The sequence below is a fragment of the Duganella sp. P38 genome (genome assembly GCF_050859475.1).
GTDB lineage: Bacteria > Pseudomonadota > Gammaproteobacteria > Burkholderiales > Burkholderiaceae_D > Rugamonas.
The window spans coordinates 669,100-684,029 of the sequence record NZ_CP193936.1 but is presented as its reverse complement, the minus strand read 5'-3'; the positions used below and the strand labels follow the sequence as shown (position 1 = coordinate 684,029).

At 59.3% G+C, this 14,930-nt stretch carries 9 protein-coding genes and 2 pseudogenes; 1 reads left to right on the top strand and 10 read right to left on the bottom strand.

The window, feature by feature from the left end; genetic code table 11:
- Nucleotides 1-9 precede the first annotated feature (9 nt).
- Nucleotides 10-423, bottom strand: coding sequence for an acyl-CoA thioesterase (locus ACRQ5J_RS03125; protein ID WP_432381097.1), 414 nt, complete (start codon nt 421-423; stop codon nt 10-12).
- Nucleotides 424-587: 164 nt separating this feature from the next.
- Here ACRQ5J_RS03125 and ACRQ5J_RS03120 point away from each other — a divergent pair, with 164 nt between their 5' ends.
- A complete protein-coding gene (locus tag ACRQ5J_RS03120; RefSeq protein ID WP_432381096.1) occupies nt 588-1,940 on the top strand; it encodes an ATP-binding protein in 1,353 nt (450 codons plus the stop codon).
- Here ACRQ5J_RS03120 and ACRQ5J_RS03115 read toward each other — a convergent pair.
- From ACRQ5J_RS03115 to secE, 9 genes and pseudogenes are all read right to left on the bottom strand, one after another.
- On the bottom strand, nt 1,921-2,535 hold the full coding sequence (locus ACRQ5J_RS03115) for an ArsR family transcriptional regulator (protein WP_432381095.1): 615 nt from the start codon (nt 2,533-2,535) through the stop codon (nt 1,921-1,923). The two genes, ACRQ5J_RS03120 and ACRQ5J_RS03115, sit on opposite strands and share 20 nt — an antisense overlap.
- Before the next feature lie 104 nt (nt 2,536-2,639).
- Nucleotides 2,640-6,872, bottom strand: coding sequence for a DNA-directed RNA polymerase subunit beta' (rpoC, locus tag ACRQ5J_RS03110; RefSeq protein ID WP_432381094.1), 4,233 nt, complete (start codon nt 6,870-6,872; stop codon nt 2,640-2,642).
- A gap of 109 nt (nt 6,873-6,981) precedes the next feature.
- Nucleotides 6,982-11,091: a DNA-directed RNA polymerase subunit beta gene (rpoB, locus tag ACRQ5J_RS03105; protein ID WP_432381093.1), complete on the bottom strand. Its 4,110-nt coding sequence runs from the start codon at nt 11,089-11,091 to the stop codon at nt 6,982-6,984.
- Nucleotides 11,092-11,348: 257 nt separating this feature from the next.
- Nucleotides 11,349-11,723, bottom strand: a complete 375-nt coding sequence (gene rplL / locus ACRQ5J_RS03100; RefSeq protein ID WP_092281518.1) for a 50S ribosomal protein L7/L12 — start codon at nt 11,721-11,723, stop codon at nt 11,349-11,351.
- A 66-nt stretch (nt 11,724-11,789) separates the two neighbouring features.
- Nucleotides 11,790-12,323, bottom strand: coding sequence for a 50S ribosomal protein L10 (gene rplJ, locus ACRQ5J_RS03095; RefSeq protein WP_218306923.1), 534 nt, complete (start codon nt 12,321-12,323; stop codon nt 11,790-11,792).
- 302 nt (nt 12,324-12,625) lie between these two features.
- Nucleotides 12,626-13,322 (bottom strand): annotated as a pseudogene (gene rplA, locus ACRQ5J_RS03090) (50S ribosomal protein L1).
- A gap of 2 nt (nt 13,323-13,324) precedes the next feature.
- Complete coding sequence (gene rplK / locus ACRQ5J_RS03085) at nt 13,325-13,756, bottom strand: 50S ribosomal protein L11 (protein WP_179676076.1); 432 nt, start codon at nt 13,754-13,756, stop codon at nt 13,325-13,327.
- 143 nt (nt 13,757-13,899) lie between these two features.
- Nucleotides 13,900-14,513, bottom strand: a pseudogene (gene nusG, locus ACRQ5J_RS03080) (transcription termination/antitermination protein NusG).
- Entirely contained in the window at nt 14,513-14,896 is a 384-nt protein-coding gene (secE, locus tag ACRQ5J_RS03075; protein ID WP_432381092.1) for a preprotein translocase subunit SecE, read from the bottom strand. Before secE ends, nusG begins: the two are co-directional and overlap by 1 nt.
- Nucleotides 14,897-14,930 lie beyond the last annotated feature (34 nt).

The following is a 14,930-nucleotide window of genomic DNA, read 5'->3' as shown; positions in this document are numbered from 1 at the left end:
GACGGCGCTTTACTTCACATAGCGCCGGACCAGTTCGATCACGGCCGCAGGCAGCGCCTTGATCTTGCGGTCATGGCCGGCAAACACGATCTGCTGCCGTCCCACCGAAACCGGCCTGCCATCGGCATAAAACCGGAACTCCAGCCAAAACGAACACTTCTTCACGTCATAAGCATTCAATTCGCAAAAAATGTCTTGAAACGGGAAAGTCTCCTGCAAATAATCCTGCTCCGCGTGCTTGGTGATAAACACGCCCTCCTTCTGCAGCATATCGCGCGATATGCACTCAAAGAACCACTTTTCACGGCAGATACCCTGCCATTCGAAGTAGCGCGCGAAATAGGTGTTGCCGTAGGCGTTAGAGTCCTTCAGGTACACCGTCAGCGAATGGGTGAAAGTTGGGGCGGTAACGTGCATCAACATGATAAAACTCCTTAGGTATGGTTACCCGGCAGCCGGGCAACATCACTAGGAAGGAGTTGGCATGGAGGAAGTTTGATCTGTCGCAAACGCTGTTGCGATAATCAAGCGGGCCGCTACGTCCCGCGCAATACTTGGCGCTCCGTTCATTCTTTCGGATCAGCGCCATGCATTCTCTTCTGCCCGCCGTGGTTTCCATGCTCTTCCTCTGCTATGGCGGCTATGTGCTGCACTCGCGCGGCGTGAGCCGCATTAGCCTGACCTTCTTCCTGCTGTGCGTGACCACGTTTTGCTGGCAATTCACCTGGGCCATCCTGTTTCAGATGGACGACGCGCGCGCGGCCCATTCGCTGGCCAAGCTCGGCTATCTGCTGATCCTGTTCCTGCCGACCACGCTCTACCACTTCATCGCCGAGCTGACTGCACAGCATGGCGAGCGGCGCTGGGTGGCGCTGTCGTATACCGCCGCCGGCCTGCTGGGCGTGCTGCTGCTGACCACCAACTGGCTGGTTGACGGCCTCCATCCCTATTTTTTCGGCTTCTATCCCAAGGCCGGGCCGCTGCATCCGTTGCACCTGCTGCAAACCGCGCTGGTGGTCGGGCGCGGGCTTTGGCTGCTGTACCGGCGCCAGCGGCAGGCCATGTCGACCGAAAAGACCCGGCTGCGTTATTGCCTGGTCAGCTTGCTGATCTACTTCTTTGCCTCGGTCGATTATCTGTGCAATTACGGCGTGCAGTTTTACCCGCCGGGCGTGCTGTTCGTCGCCGCCAGCCTGGGACTGATCGCGCAGGCGATGGTGCGGCACAACCTGCTTGCTGATCCACTGGAGGTGGCCGCCACCATCGCCCACGAGATGCGCACGCCGCTGGCGACGATCCGCAACCAGTCGCGCATGCTGTCGCGTTCGCTTCCCGAGCTGCTGGCCGGCTATCAGCGCGCGCTGGCCCATGGTTTGATACCGGCCCGCCTGTCGGCGCCGCAGCTTGAATATCTCGCGGGGCTGGGCCAGCACATCGAAAAGGAGATCAGCCGGTCGAATTTCATCGTCGACATGATGCTGGCCTCGGCGCGCGCCGGCTCGCTCAACCGCGGCGATTTTGCGAATCATTCGGCGAAGAAGTGCGTCGACGAGGCGCTGGCCAGCTATCCGTTCGAGCGCGCGATGCGCGACAAGGTGCGGGTGCGCGGCGATAACGACTTCACCTTTTTCGGCTCCGACGTGCTGCTGGTCTATGTGCTATACAACCTGTTCAAGAACGCGCTGCACGCGATCAAGGCGGCCGGGCGTGGCGAGGTGGAGATTCTGCTGGCGGACCGGAAGTTGATGGTGACCGACACCGGCGCGGGCATTCCGGACGACGTCCTGCCGCACGTGTTCGAACCGTTCTACAGCACCGGCGGCACCGGCATGGGACTGGCGTTTTGCCACAAGGTGATTACGGCCTTCGGCGGCAATATCCGCTGCGAATCGCAGGCGGGAAGATACACCTGTTTTTTAATCAGCTTGCCATCTGATTGAACTCGTCGCTGCTGACCTTTTCCAGATCGCTTTCATCACCCAGTACATAAATCTTTTGGCCGCGTAACACATCGAGGATAAACGGCTGCTGTTCCCGCAGGCGGCGTTTAAAGTCGGGGATGGAATACAGGTTGGGGTTGATCTTACGGCGCAGCAAGCGCTCGGCCACAGGCAGGCGCGATAATAATTCGCCGTAGCTGGTGTTGTCGCCGATCAGCAGCAGCTCCACCGGCGTGTCCATATTCTCCTGTTCCTTGGCGGTGGCGCCGTACACAAACGCCACGTTCAGCACGTGTTGCAGCGGCGCCAGCGCCGAGTTCAGCACGCTGACCAGGCCGAAGGTTTTCTTCACCAGGCCGCTGAGTTCGCCGAAGACGATGCAATCCTTGTTCGGCTTGAACCGGCGCACATTGCCGATCCGCTCGGAGACGATCACCCCGGACTCGTGCAGGCGCTTCAGCTCGCGCTGCGCCGAGGCGCTGCCCAACCCGGTCAGCCGCATGATCTCATTCAGGTGAAATCCTTGGTTGACACGTACAAACAGCAAGCCCAGCAACTTCTGCTGGGCGGGAGTGAAGAGGGCTTGAGCGATCATAGCTAAATCTTAGCATGAACGAACTATTTGCTGGCCTGCAGTTCAGCGATCTGTCCACGAAAAAAACGGCACCCGAAGGTGCCGTTTTGGTGGTGCTCAGCAGATTACGCTTCGCCGTCGTGCGGGGCAACCGTTTCGGTCACTTCCACATCGGCGCCGGACATGGCGGCTTTTTCAGCTGCCAGCAGCGCTTGACGCTCTTCGACTTCCCACTGCTCTTTCTCTTTGCGAGCGCGGTGGAAGGCCAGACCGGTACCGCCTGGGATCAGGCGGCCAACGATGACGTTTTCTTTCAGGCCACGCAGACCATCGCGTTTGCCCATGATCGCCGCTTCGGTCAGCACGCGGGTGGTTTCCTGGAACGATGCGGCCGAGATGAACGAGTCAGTCGACAGCGACGCTTTGGTAATACCCAGCAGCACGTTCTCGTACGTCGCAGGAATCTTGTTCTCTGCGGTGACGCGATCGTTCTCTTCCAGCAGTTCCGAACGCTCAACCTGCTCGCCAACGATGTAGTTGGTGTCGCCGGCATTGACGATCTGAACACGACGCAGCATCTGACGCACGATCACTTCGATGTGCTTGTCGTTAATCTTCACGCCCTGCAGACGGTACACGTCCTGCACTTCGTCAACGATGTAACGCGCCAGCGCTTCGATACCCAGCAGGCGCAGGATGTCTTGCGGATCGGCCGGGCCGTCCACGATCATCTCGCCCTTGTTCACCACTTGGCCGTCGTGCACCAGCACTTGCTTGTCCTTGGTAATCAGGAACTCGTGCTTGTTGCCGTCCATGTCGGTGATTTCCAGACGCTGCTTGCCCTTGGTTTCTTTACCGAAGGCCACGGTACCGGTGACTTCCGCCAGCATGCCCGCGTCTTTCGGCGAACGTGCTTCGAACAGCTCGGCAACGCGTGGCAGACCACCGGTAATGTCACGGGTTTTCTGCGATTCGGTCGGGATACGCGCCAGAACCTCACCCACGGACACTTGCTGGCCGTCTTTCACCATGATCAGCGCGCCAACCTGGAAGCCGATCGCCACTGCGTGTTCGGTGCCGGCGATCTTCACTTCGTTGCCGTCTTCGTTCAGCAGCTTGACCTGCGGACGCATGGTCTTGGTCAGCGAACCACGACGCTTCGCATCGATCACCACCAGTGTGGCTAGGCCGGTCACTTCGTCCACCTGACGGGCCACGGTCACGCCTTCTTCGACGTTCTCGAAACGCACCGTACCGGCGTACTCGGTGATGATCGGACGGGTCAGCGGGTCCCAGGTCGCCAGCGCGGTGCCGGCTTTGACAGCCAGGCCATCCTTGACGATCAGGGTCGCGCCGTACGGCACTTTGTGGCGCTCGCGCTCACGGCCGTGGTCGTCGGTGATCAGCACTTCGCCCGAACGGGAAATGACGATTTGCGCGCCCTTGCCGTTGGTCACATAACGCATGGTCGAGGTGAAGCGGATGGTGCCGTTCGACTTGGCTTCCACCGACGACGCCACTGCCGCACGCGATGCCGCACCACCGATGTGGAAGGTACGCATGGTCAGCTGGGTACCCGGCTCACCGATCGACTGCGCCGCCACCACACCCACCGCTTCGCCGGCGTTGACCAGCAGGCCGCGGCCCAGGTCGCGGCCGTAGCACTTGGCGCACAGGCCGTAGCGGGTGTCGCAGGTCAGCGGGGTGCGGACTTTGACTTCGTCGATGCCCACGCGTTCGATCTCTTCGACCATGTCTTCGTCCAGCAGCGTGCCGGCTTCGTACAGGGTTTCCTGGGTTTCAGGATTGACCACGTCGGTGCCCGCCACGCGGCCCAGAATACGGTCGCGCAGCGCTTCGATCACTTCACCGCCTTCGACCATCGCCTTCATGACGGTGCCGTTCGAGGTGCCGCAATCGTCTTCGATCACAACCAGATCCTGGGTCACGTCGACCAGACGACGGGTCAGGTAACCCGAGTTCGCGGTCTTCAGTGCCGTATCCGCCAGACCTTTACGAGCGCCGTGGGTCGAGATGAAGTACTGCAGAACGTTCAGGCCTTCGCGGAAGTTCGCGGTAATCGGCGTTTCGATAATCGAACCGTCCGGTTTCGCCATCAGACCACGCATACCGGCCAGCTGGCGGATCTGTGCGGCCGAACCACGTGCGCCCGAGTCGGCCATCATGTAAATCGCGTTGAACGATTCCTGGGTCGACTTGGTGCCGTCACGCTTGATGACGTCTTCCACTTTCAGCTGGTCCATCATGGCCTTGCCGACTTCGTCGGAAGTCTTGCCCCAGATGTCGACCACTTTGTTGTAGCGCTCGCCAGCGGTCACCAGACCCGAAGCGTACTGCTGCTCGATCTGTTTGACTTCCGACTCGGCGGTCGAAATCAGCGTGACTTTTTGTGGCGGTACCAGCATGTCGTCCACGCAGATCGAAATACCGGCGCGGGTCGCCAGGCGGAAGCCCGACTGCATCAGCTGGTCGGCAAACACCACGGTAGCGCGCAGGCCGCACTTACGGAACGAGGTGTTGATCAGCTTGGAAATCTCTTTCTTCTTCAGCGCGCGGTTCAGCACCGAGAAAGGCAGGCCTTTCGGCAGGATTTCCGACAGGATGGCGCGGCCAACCGTGGTTTCGTAACGGGTCACGGTGCGCACGAATTCGCCCGTCGCTGGATCTTTTGGATGCTCAACGATACGCACGGTGATACGGGTGGTCAGCTCAACCTGCTTGTTGTCGTAGGCACGGATGACTTCCGACACGTCAGGGAACAGCATGCCCTCGTTTTTCGCGTTGATCGCCTCGCGGGTCGCGTAGTACAGACCCAGCACGATATCCTGCGAAGGAACGATCGATGGTTCGCCGTTCGACGGGAACAGGATGTTGTTCGACGCCAGCATCAGCGTGCGCGCTTCCATCTGTGCTTCGATCGACAGCGGCACGTGGACTGCCATCTGGTCACCGTCGAAGTCAGCATTGAATGCCGCGCAAACCAGCGGGTGCAGCTGGATCGCCTTGCCTTCGATCAGCACCGGCTCGAAAGCCTGGATGCCCAGACGGTGCAGCGTAGGCGCACGGTTCAGCATGATCGGGTGTTCGCGGATCACGTCTTCCAGGATGTCCCAGACCACAGGCTCTTGGATTTCGACCAGTTTCTTCGCTGCCTTGATGGTCGTAGCCAGACCCATCAGTTCCAGCTTGTTGAAGATGAATGGCTTGAACAGTTCCAGCGCCATCAGCTTCGGCAGACCGCACTGGTGCAGTTTCAGCTGTGGACCCACCACGATGACCGAACGGCCCGAGTAGTCGACGCGCTTACCCAGCAAGTTCTGACGGAAGCGGCCGCCCTTACCCTTGATCATCTCAGCCAGCGATTTCAGCGGACGCTTGTTGGCGCCGGTCATCGCTTTGCCGCGACGGCCGTTGTCCAGCAGCGAGTCGACCGCTTCTTGCAGCATGCGCTTTTCGTTGCGCGTGATGATCTCTGGAGCGCGCAGCTCCATCAGGCGTTTCAGACGGTTGTTACGGTTGATGACGCGGCGATACAGGTCATTCAGGTCCGAGGTCGCGAAACGGCCGCCATCCAGTGGCACCAGTGGGCGCAGTTCCGGCGGCAGCACCGGCAGCACTTCCATGATCATCCACTCAGGCTTGATGCCCGAACGCTGGAACGCTTCCAGCACTTTCAGACGCTTGGCGTATTTCTTGATCTTGGCTTCGGACTTCGATTCCTTCAGTTCCACGCGCAGCGTTTCGGCATCGCGGTGGATGTCGATCGAGCGCAGCAGTTCGCGGATACCTTCGGCGCCCATGAAGGCGGTGAAGTCGTCGCCGTACTCTTCGTACTTGGCGGCGTAATCGTCTTCCGACATGATCTGGCACTTCTTCAGCGGGGTCATGCCAGGGTCGGTCACGACGTATGCTTCGAAGTACAGCACGCGTTCGATATCGCGCAGCGTCATGTCGAGCACCATGCCCAGACGCGACGGCAGCGATTTCAGGAACCAGATGTGGGCGGTCGGCGAAGCCAGTTCGATGTGGCCCATGCGCTCGCGGCGCACCTTGGCCAGCGTGACTTCGACGCCGCATTTCTCGCAGATCACGCCGCGGTGTTTCAGGCGCTTGTACTTGCCGCACAGGCACTCGTAGTCCTTGATCGGGCCAAAGATCTTGGCGCAGAACAGGCCGTCGCGCTCTGGCTTGAAGGTACGGTAGTTGATGGTTTCCGGCTTTTTGACTTCGCCGTAGGACCACGAACGGATTTTTTCAGGCGAGGCGAGACCGATCTTGATCGCGTCAAAGGTCTCGTTCGTCTGTACTTGCTTGAATAGATCGAGCAGTGCTTTCATGTATCACTCCAGGTAGTGATTAAATTCTTTTCTATGTCGTTCCCGCGCAGGCGGGAACCCATACTCAGCATGGATTCCCGCCTACGCGGGAATGACGGCTGCCGATGTCTTAGTTGCGTTCCAGGTCGATATCGATACCCAGGGAACGGATCTCTTTCACCAGCACGTTGAACGATTCCGGCATGCCGGCGTCGATCACGTGATCGCCCTTGACGAGGTTTTCGTACACTTTGGTACGGCCGTTCACGTCGTCGGACTTCACGGTCAGCATTTCTTGCAGCACATACGATGCGCCGTATGCTTCCAGTGCCCACACCTCCATCTCACCGAAGCGCTGGCCACCGAACTGGGCTTTACCGCCCAGCGGCTGCTGCGTCACCAGCGAGTACGGACCGGTCGAACGCGCGTGCATCTTGTCGTCGACCAAGTGGTGCAGCTTCAGCATGTGCATCACGCCGACGGTGACCTTGCGCTCGAACGCTTCGCCGGTGCGGCCGTCGTACATCGTGACCTGATTCTTCGACGGCGTCATGCCCAGGTGGGTGGCGATGTCGTCAGGGTAGGCCAGGTCCAGCATGCGGCGGATTTCCGACTCGTGCGCGCCGTCAAACACCGGCGTTGCGAACGGCACACCGCGTTTCAGGTTGTGCGCCAGCTTCATGATCTCTTCGTCGTCGAAGTTGTCCAGATCTTCCGGACGGCCGGTTTCGTTGTAGACCGTGGTCAGATACTTGCGCATCTCTTCCACTTTGATCTGCTGCGCCAGCATTTCGCCGATACGGATGCCCAGGCCTTTTGCTGCCCAGCCCAGGTGGGTTTCGAGGATCTGACCGACGTTCATACGCGATGGCACGCCCAGCGGGTTCAGCACCACGTCGGCCGGCGTACCGTCGGCCATGTATGGCATGTCTTCCACCGGCACGATACGCGAGACCACACCCTTGTTACCGTGGCGGCCCGCCATCTTGTCGCCCGACTGCAGGCGGCGCTTGACGGCCAGGTAGACCTTGACCATCTTCTGCACGCCAGGTTGCAGCTCGTCGCCCTGGGTCAGCTTCTTGCGCTTCTCTTCGAAGGCCAGGTCGAACTGGTGGCGCTTCTCGTTGATCGATTCCTTGATCGCTTCCAGCGCGGTGGCCGAGGCGTCTTCCGCCGGGCGGATGTCGAACCAGTGGTACTTGTCCAGATCGTCCAGGTATTCCTTGGTGATCTTGGCGCCCTTGGCCAGCTTCTTCGGACCGCCGTTGACCACTTGGCCGATCAGCATTTTTTCCAGACGCTGGAAGGCGTCGCCCTCGACGATACGCATCTGGTCGTTCAGGTCCAGGCGGAAACGCTTCAGTTCATCGTCGATGATCTGTTGCGCGCGCTTGTCGCGGACGATGCCTTCGCGGGTGAACACCTGCACGTCGATGACGGTGCCGACCATGCCCGACGGCACGCGCAGCGAGGTGTCTTTGACGTCGGACGCTTTTTCGCCGAAGATCGCGCGCAGCAGCTTCTCTTCCGGGGTCAGCTGGGTTTCGCCCTTCGGCGTTACCTTACCGACCAGCGTGTCGCCGGCTTGCACTTCGGCGCCGATGTAGACGATGCCCGATTCATCCAGACGCGCCAGCTGGTTCTCAGCCAGGTTCGAGATGTCGCGGGTGATTTCTTCCGCGCCCAGCTTGGTGTCACGGGCAACCACCGACAGTTCTTCGATGTGGATCGAAGTGTAGCGGTCGTCCTTGACCACGTTTTCCGAGATCAGGATCGAGTCTTCGAAGTTCAGACCATTCCATGGCATGAAGGCCACGGTCATGTTCTGGCCCAGCGCCAGCTCGCCCAGGTCGGTCGAGGCGCCGTCGGCGATGACGTCGCCCTTGGCCACGCGGTCGCCGCGCTGCACGATCGGACGCTGGTTGATGTTGGTGTTCTGGTTGGAACGGGTGTACTTGATCAGGTTGTAGATGTCCACGCCGACTTCGCCAGCTTGCGCTTCGTCGTCGTTAACCCGGATCACCACGCGGCCTGCATCGATGTAATCGACGATACCGCCGCGCACCGCCTGCACGGTGGTGCCGGAGTCGACTGCCACGGTACGTTCGATGCCGGTGCCGACCAGCGCCTTTTCAGGACGCAGGCAAGGCACAGCCTGACGCTGCATGTTGGCGCCCATCAGTGCACGGTTCGCGTCATCGTGTTCCAGGAATGGAATCAGCGAGGCGGCGACCGAAACGATCTGGCCTGGGGCCACGTCCATGTACTGCACGCGCTCTGGCGACACCAGGATGGTTTCACCGGCTTCGCGCGACGACACCAGCTCGTCGACCAGCTTGCCTTCTTCATTCACCTTGGCATTCGCCTGGGCGATGATGTAGCGGCCTTCTTCGATCGCCGACAGGTAGTCGATCTGGTCGGTGATCTTGGAGTCCACCACCTTGCGGTACGGGGTTTCCAGGAAGCCGTATTCGTTCAGGCGGGCATACAGTGCCAGCGAGTTGATCAGACCGATGTTCGGGCCTTCAGGCGTTTCGATCGGGCACACGCGGCCGTAGTGGGTCGGGTGCACGTCGCGCACCTCGAAGCCGGCGCGCTCGCGGGTCAGACCGCCAGGGCCCAGGGCGGAAACGCGGCGTTTGTGCGTGATTTCCGACAGCGGGTTGGTCTGGTCCATGAACTGCGACAGCTGCGACGAACCGAAGAATTCGCGGATCGCGGCCGAGATCGGCTTGCTGTTGATCAGGTCGTGCGGCATCAGGTTGTCGGCTTCGGCCTGGCCCAGGCGTTCCTTGACGGCGCGCTCAACGCGCACCAGGCCGGCGCGGAACTGGTTCTCGGCCAGTTCGCCGACGCAACGCACGCGGCGGTTGCCCAGGTGATCGATATCGTCGACTTCGCCGCGGCCATTGCGCAGCTCGACCAGGATCTTGATCACGGCCAGCACGTCTTCGTTCGACAGCGTCATGGCGCCGGTCAGTTCATCGCGGCCGATGCGGCGGTTGAACTTCATGCGGCCCACGGCGGACAGGTCGTAACGGTCGGCGCTGTAGAACAGGCCGTTGAACAGCGCTTCGACCGAATCTTCGGTTGGCGGTTCGCCAGGACGCATCATGCGGTAGATGGCGATACGGGCAGCGGTCTGGTCGGCGGTGTCGTCGATGCGCAGCGTCTGCGAGATGTAGCCACCCTGGTCCAGGTCGTTGGTGTACAGGGTCTGGATGTCGGTCACGCTGGCGTCGCGCAGGCGGGCCAGCACTTCTTCGGTCAGCTCGTCGTTGGCGTTGGCGATCACTTCGCCGGTGTCGGCGTCCACGATGTTCTTGGCCAGCACGCGGCCGACCAGGTAGTCTTCCGGTACCGAGATATGCTTCAGGCCGGCGGCGTCGATGTCGCGTACATGCTTGGCATTGATACGCTTGTCTTTCATGACGATGGTCTTGCCGCTCTTCGGATCGACGATGTCGAAGCGCGCGACTTCGCCGCGCAGGCGTTCGGCGACGAATTCCATCTCCGCGCCTTCCGAGCGCAGGTGGAAGTTGTCGAATACGAAGAAGTTGGCCAGGATCTGCTCCGGCGTCATGCCGATCGCCTTCAGCAGGATCGATACCGGCATCTTGCGGCGGCGGTCGACGCGGAAGTACAGGATGTCTTTCGGGTCGAACTCGAAGTCCAGCCACGAGCCGCGGTAAGGAATGATGCGGGCCGAGAACAGCAGTTTGCCGGACGAGTGGGTCTTGCCACGGTCGTGCTCGAAGAACACGCCCGGGGAGCGGTGCAGCTGCGAAACGATAACGCGCTCAGTACCATTGATCACGAACGAACCGGTCGAGGTCATCAGGGGCAGTTCGCCCATGTAGACTTCCTGTTCCTTCATCTCTTTGACGACCGGCTTGGTCGGCGATTCCTTGTCCAGGATCACCAGACGCACCTTGGCGCGCAGCGGCGACGCGAACGTCAGGCCACGCAGTTGGCATTCCTTGACGTCAAAGGCAGGATCGCCCAGCACGTACGACAGGAATTCGAGACGCGCAAAGCCATTGTGCGAAACGATAGGGAAAATCGAGGTAAAGGCCGACTGCAGGCCATCGTTCTTGCGCGTCGACGGTGCGATGTCTTCTTGCAGGAAGCTATGATAGGACTCGAGCTGGGTAGCCAGCAGGAACGGAACGTTGTGAACGTTGGCGCGCTTCGCGAATGATTTGCGAATGCGTTTCTTCTCAGTAAATGAGTAGTGCATGGACACTCCGTGAGTGACAGAAAGGGAAAAATTTCAGGTTTAGCCTGTATGGCTACGGGCAGTCTGTCACACAGACGAAACCTGAAACTTCTACCATTTCCAGCTGATTCAATTGGAACTGTAGCGGGGAAAACGCTACAAATACGACACAGACGACAAAGGAGCCAAAGCCGGATATTTCCCCTTTTTCAAGGGGAACCATCCGCTGCTTTGGCTCATGGCGCTAACTGTAAGCTGTTAGCTGCCGGTACAACTGATTACTTCAGGTCGGCCTTGGCGCCAGCTTCTTCCAGCTTTTTCTTAGCGGCTTCAGCGTCAGCTTTCGACAGGGCTTCTTTTACAGTCTTCGGTGCGCCGTCAACCAGATCTTTGGCTTCTTTCAGGCCCAGACCGGTGATTTCGCGAACTGCTTTAATCACGCCAACTTTGTTCGCGCCAACTTCCGACAGAACCAGGTTGAACTCGGTTTGCTCTTCAGCAGCAGCAGCGGCGCCGCCACCAGCAGCAGCAGGAGCAGCCATTGCTGCAGCCGATACGCCGAATTTTTCTTCGAAGGCTTTGACCAGTTCGTTCAGGTCCATTACGGACATTTCGCTAACTGCGTTCAGGATGTCGTCTTTGCTAATTGCCATTTGAAACTCCAATAATTTTTTGATTCGTTAATTCAGAATGCTACTTGAGGGAAAAACCCGCGCCAGTTAAGCGGCTGGAGCTTCTTCTGCTGCAACTTCAGCAGCAGGCGCGCCTTCGGATTTTTTCGCTGCCAGAGCAGCCAGACCACGTGCAAAGCCCGATACCGGAGCCAGCATAACGCCCAACAGCTGCGAGATGAGGACTTCACGGCTAGGAATGCTCGCCAACGCTGCAACAGCTGCTTTATCCAGCTGCTTGCCTGCGTAGTTACCGGCAGTGATAACCAGTTTGTCGTTGGTTTTAGCGAAGTCAGCGATGACTTTAGCTGCTGCAACGGCATCGTCCGAGATCGAGTAGATCAGCGGACCGGTCATGCTGTCTGCCAGGGCGGCAAATTGCGTGCCTTCAACGGAGCGACGAGCGAGGGTGTTTTTCAACACACGCAGGTACACGCCTTGAGCGCGCGCTTTGGCACGGAGTTGCGTCAAGTGAGCAACCTGGATGCCACGATACTCGGCCACGACGATAGTTTGCGCAGTTGCTACTTTTGCGGAAACTTCGGCGACAACGGCCTTTTTGTCATTCAGATTGAGACCCACGGTCAATCTCCTTAAATGATCGCCAGCTGAATTGCCGGCAATCGGTTCGAACCACGGCGTCCGAGGTTAGGAGTCCAATGGACTGCAAAACTTGATCGGGAACACCATCTGCGTTGGGTGAGACATTCAATTAACCGGATGCCTGCCTGATGCATCCAGCCCAACGGTCTTTGATTGCGGCTGCCGCTTGCGCGGCAACCATCCCAAAGAACTGCCCGGCGTTTGCACACCGGGACTTAATACTTTAATCAACGATGCCAGGGGCCGGCACGCTATGCGCAGCGGCGCCTGGAACACCGGTATTAGGCAACCAGCGAAGCCTGGTCAACACGGACGCCAGCGCCCATGGTCGACGAGATCGACACTTTGCGCAGGTAGAACACCTTTCGACGAAGCTGGTTTAGCTTTGTTCAGGGCGTCGATCAGCGCGTTCAGGTTCGACTTCAGGTCGGCGTCGGCGAACGACTTGCGGCCGATGGTGGCGTGGATGATACCTGCCTTGTCGGTACGGTACTGCACCTGGCCGGCTTTCGCGTTTTTCACGGCGGTAGCGACGTCAGGGGTAACGGTGCCGACTTTCGGGTTAGGCATCAGGCCGCGTGGGCCCAGGATCTGACCCAGGGTACCAACGATACGCATGGTGTCTGGCGAAGCGATGACGATATCGAAAGGCATGTCGCCGGCTTTGACGCGCTCGGCCAGGTCTTCCATACCAACCACGTCGGCGCCAGCTGCTTTAGCGGCTTCAGCCTTGTCGCCCGAGGCGAACACGGCGACGCGAACGGTCTTGCCGGTGCCGGCTGGCAGAACCACCGAACCACGAACAACCTGGTCCGACTTCTTCGGGTCCACGCCCAGTTGTACCGACACGTCGATCGATTCATTGAACTTGGCGGTGGCCAGTTCTTTGATCAGAGCAACAGCGTTGTCGAACGGGTAAGCTTTGGTGCGATCTACTTTAGCTTTGATCGCTTGTGCGCGTTTGGACAGTTTTGCCATGATTACAGACCTTCCACGGTGATGCCCATCGAACGAGCCGAACCAGCGATGGTGCGCACAGCGGCTTCCAGATCGGCGGCGGTCAGGTCAGGGGTCTTCAGTTTAGCGATTTCTTCAGCTTGCGCGCGGGTCAGCTTGCCAACCTTGTCGGTATGCGGCTTGGCCGAACCTTTTTGCACGCCCGAGTGCTTCTTGATCAGGAAGGTCGCTGGCGGGGTCTTCATCACGAAGGTGAACGACTTGTCGGCGAACGCGGTGATCACGACCGGGATCGGCATGCCTGGTTCCATACCTTGGGTCTGCGCGTTGAACGCTTTGCAGAATTCCATGATGTTCAGACCGCGCTGACCCAGCGCCGGGCCGATCGGTGGGGATGGGTTTGCCTTACCAGCTGGCACTTGCAGCTTGATAAAACCAATGATTTTCTTTGCCATGATGGCTCCTATCTTGGATATGAGTAGTAGCGCCCCGTGATGCGATCAGTTGCACGACGGGGCTCCTCTTTTGCCGGATTTGCAGAACTGCAGGCGCCGGCAGGCCTTTGCCATCATTCCCGCGCCGGCGGGAACGACAGGCGTTAAACTTTTTCGACCTGGCCGAATTCGAGTTCGACCGGCGTGGCGCGGCCGAAGATCGTGACCGAGACGCGCACCTTCGATTTCTCGTAGTTGACTTCCTCGACATTGCCGTTGAAGTCGGTGAACGGGCCGTCCTTGATGCGCACTTGCTCGCCCACCTCGTACAGCACTTTCGGCCGTGGCTTCTCGACGCCTTCCTGCATCTGCTGCATGATCTTGTCGATCTCGCGCGCCGGGATCGGCGTCGGCTTGTTCGATTTGCCGCCGATGAAGCCGGTGACCTTGGCGGTGTTCTTCACCAGGTGCCAGGTTTCGTCGGTCATTTCCATCTCGACCAGCACGTAGCCGGGGAAGAAACGGCGCTCGGTGACCGATTTCTGGCCGTTGCGCACTTCCACTACTTCTTCGGTCGGCACCAGGATCTGGCCAAACTGCTCTTGCATGCCGGCGCGCTCGACACGCTCGGTCAGCGCGCGCTGCACGCTTTTTCCATGCCGGAATACGCATGTACAACGTACCAGCGCTTGTTGCTCACCGGTACGCTGATTGGCGCTGCGCCAGCATCTTGCTCAGGAGCCTGGTCCTGGGCGTCGTCTTGCACATTTTCGCTCATTATTTTCGTATGCCCAGAATGATGTCGTACAACAGGAATTCCAAGGTCTTATCCGTGCCCCACAGGAAGATCGCCATCACCAGCACGAAGGCAAACACGATGCCGGTGATCTGGGTTGCCTCGCGGCGGGTCGGCCACACGACCTTTTTCGTCTCGCGAACGGATTCTTTGGCGAAATTCAGGAAATCACGGCCAGTCGACGAAGTCCACAAGATCAAAACGGCAAAAGCCAAACCAGCCACAAGTGCGCCTGCGCGTACCAGAGCTGGTTTGTCCGACAGGTAGTAAAACCCTATCACGCCTGCGATCGCGATGGCGATCGCCACCACAACCTTAATCTTGTCATTCGACGTGCTGACGGTCTGCACGGATTGATTAGACATTTATATTTACTTTCGGTGCCCTGCACCAGATTCG

Bases quoted from the DNA above. Each gene is read 5' to 3' on its own strand.
- secE (WP_432381092.1), bottom strand. From the start codon at position 14,896: ATGTCTAATCAATCCGTGCAGACCGTCAGCACGTCGAATGACAAGATT.
- rplL (WP_092281518.1), bottom strand. From the start codon at position 11,723: ATGGCAATTAGCAAAGACGACATCCTGAACGCAGTTAGCGAAATGTCC.
- ACRQ5J_RS03115 (WP_432381095.1), bottom strand. From the start codon at position 2,535: ATGATCGCTCAAGCCCTCTTCACTCCCGCCCAGCAGAAGTTGCTGGGC.
- rpoB (WP_432381093.1), bottom strand. From the start codon at position 11,091: ATGCACTACTCATTTACTGAGAAGAAACGCATTCGCAAATCATTCGCG.
- ACRQ5J_RS03120 (WP_432381096.1), top strand. From the start codon at position 588: ATGCATTCTCTTCTGCCCGCCGTGGTTTCCATGCTCTTCCTCTGCTAT.
- rpoC (WP_432381094.1), bottom strand. From the start codon at position 6,872: ATGAAAGCACTGCTCGATCTATTCAAGCAAGTACAGACGAACGAGACC.
- ACRQ5J_RS03125 (WP_432381097.1), bottom strand. From the start codon at position 423: ATGTTGATGCACGTTACCGCCCCAACTTTCACCCATTCGCTGACGGTG.
- rplK (WP_179676076.1), bottom strand. From the start codon at position 13,756: ATGGCAAAGAAAATCATTGGTTTTATCAAGCTGCAAGTGCCAGCTGGT.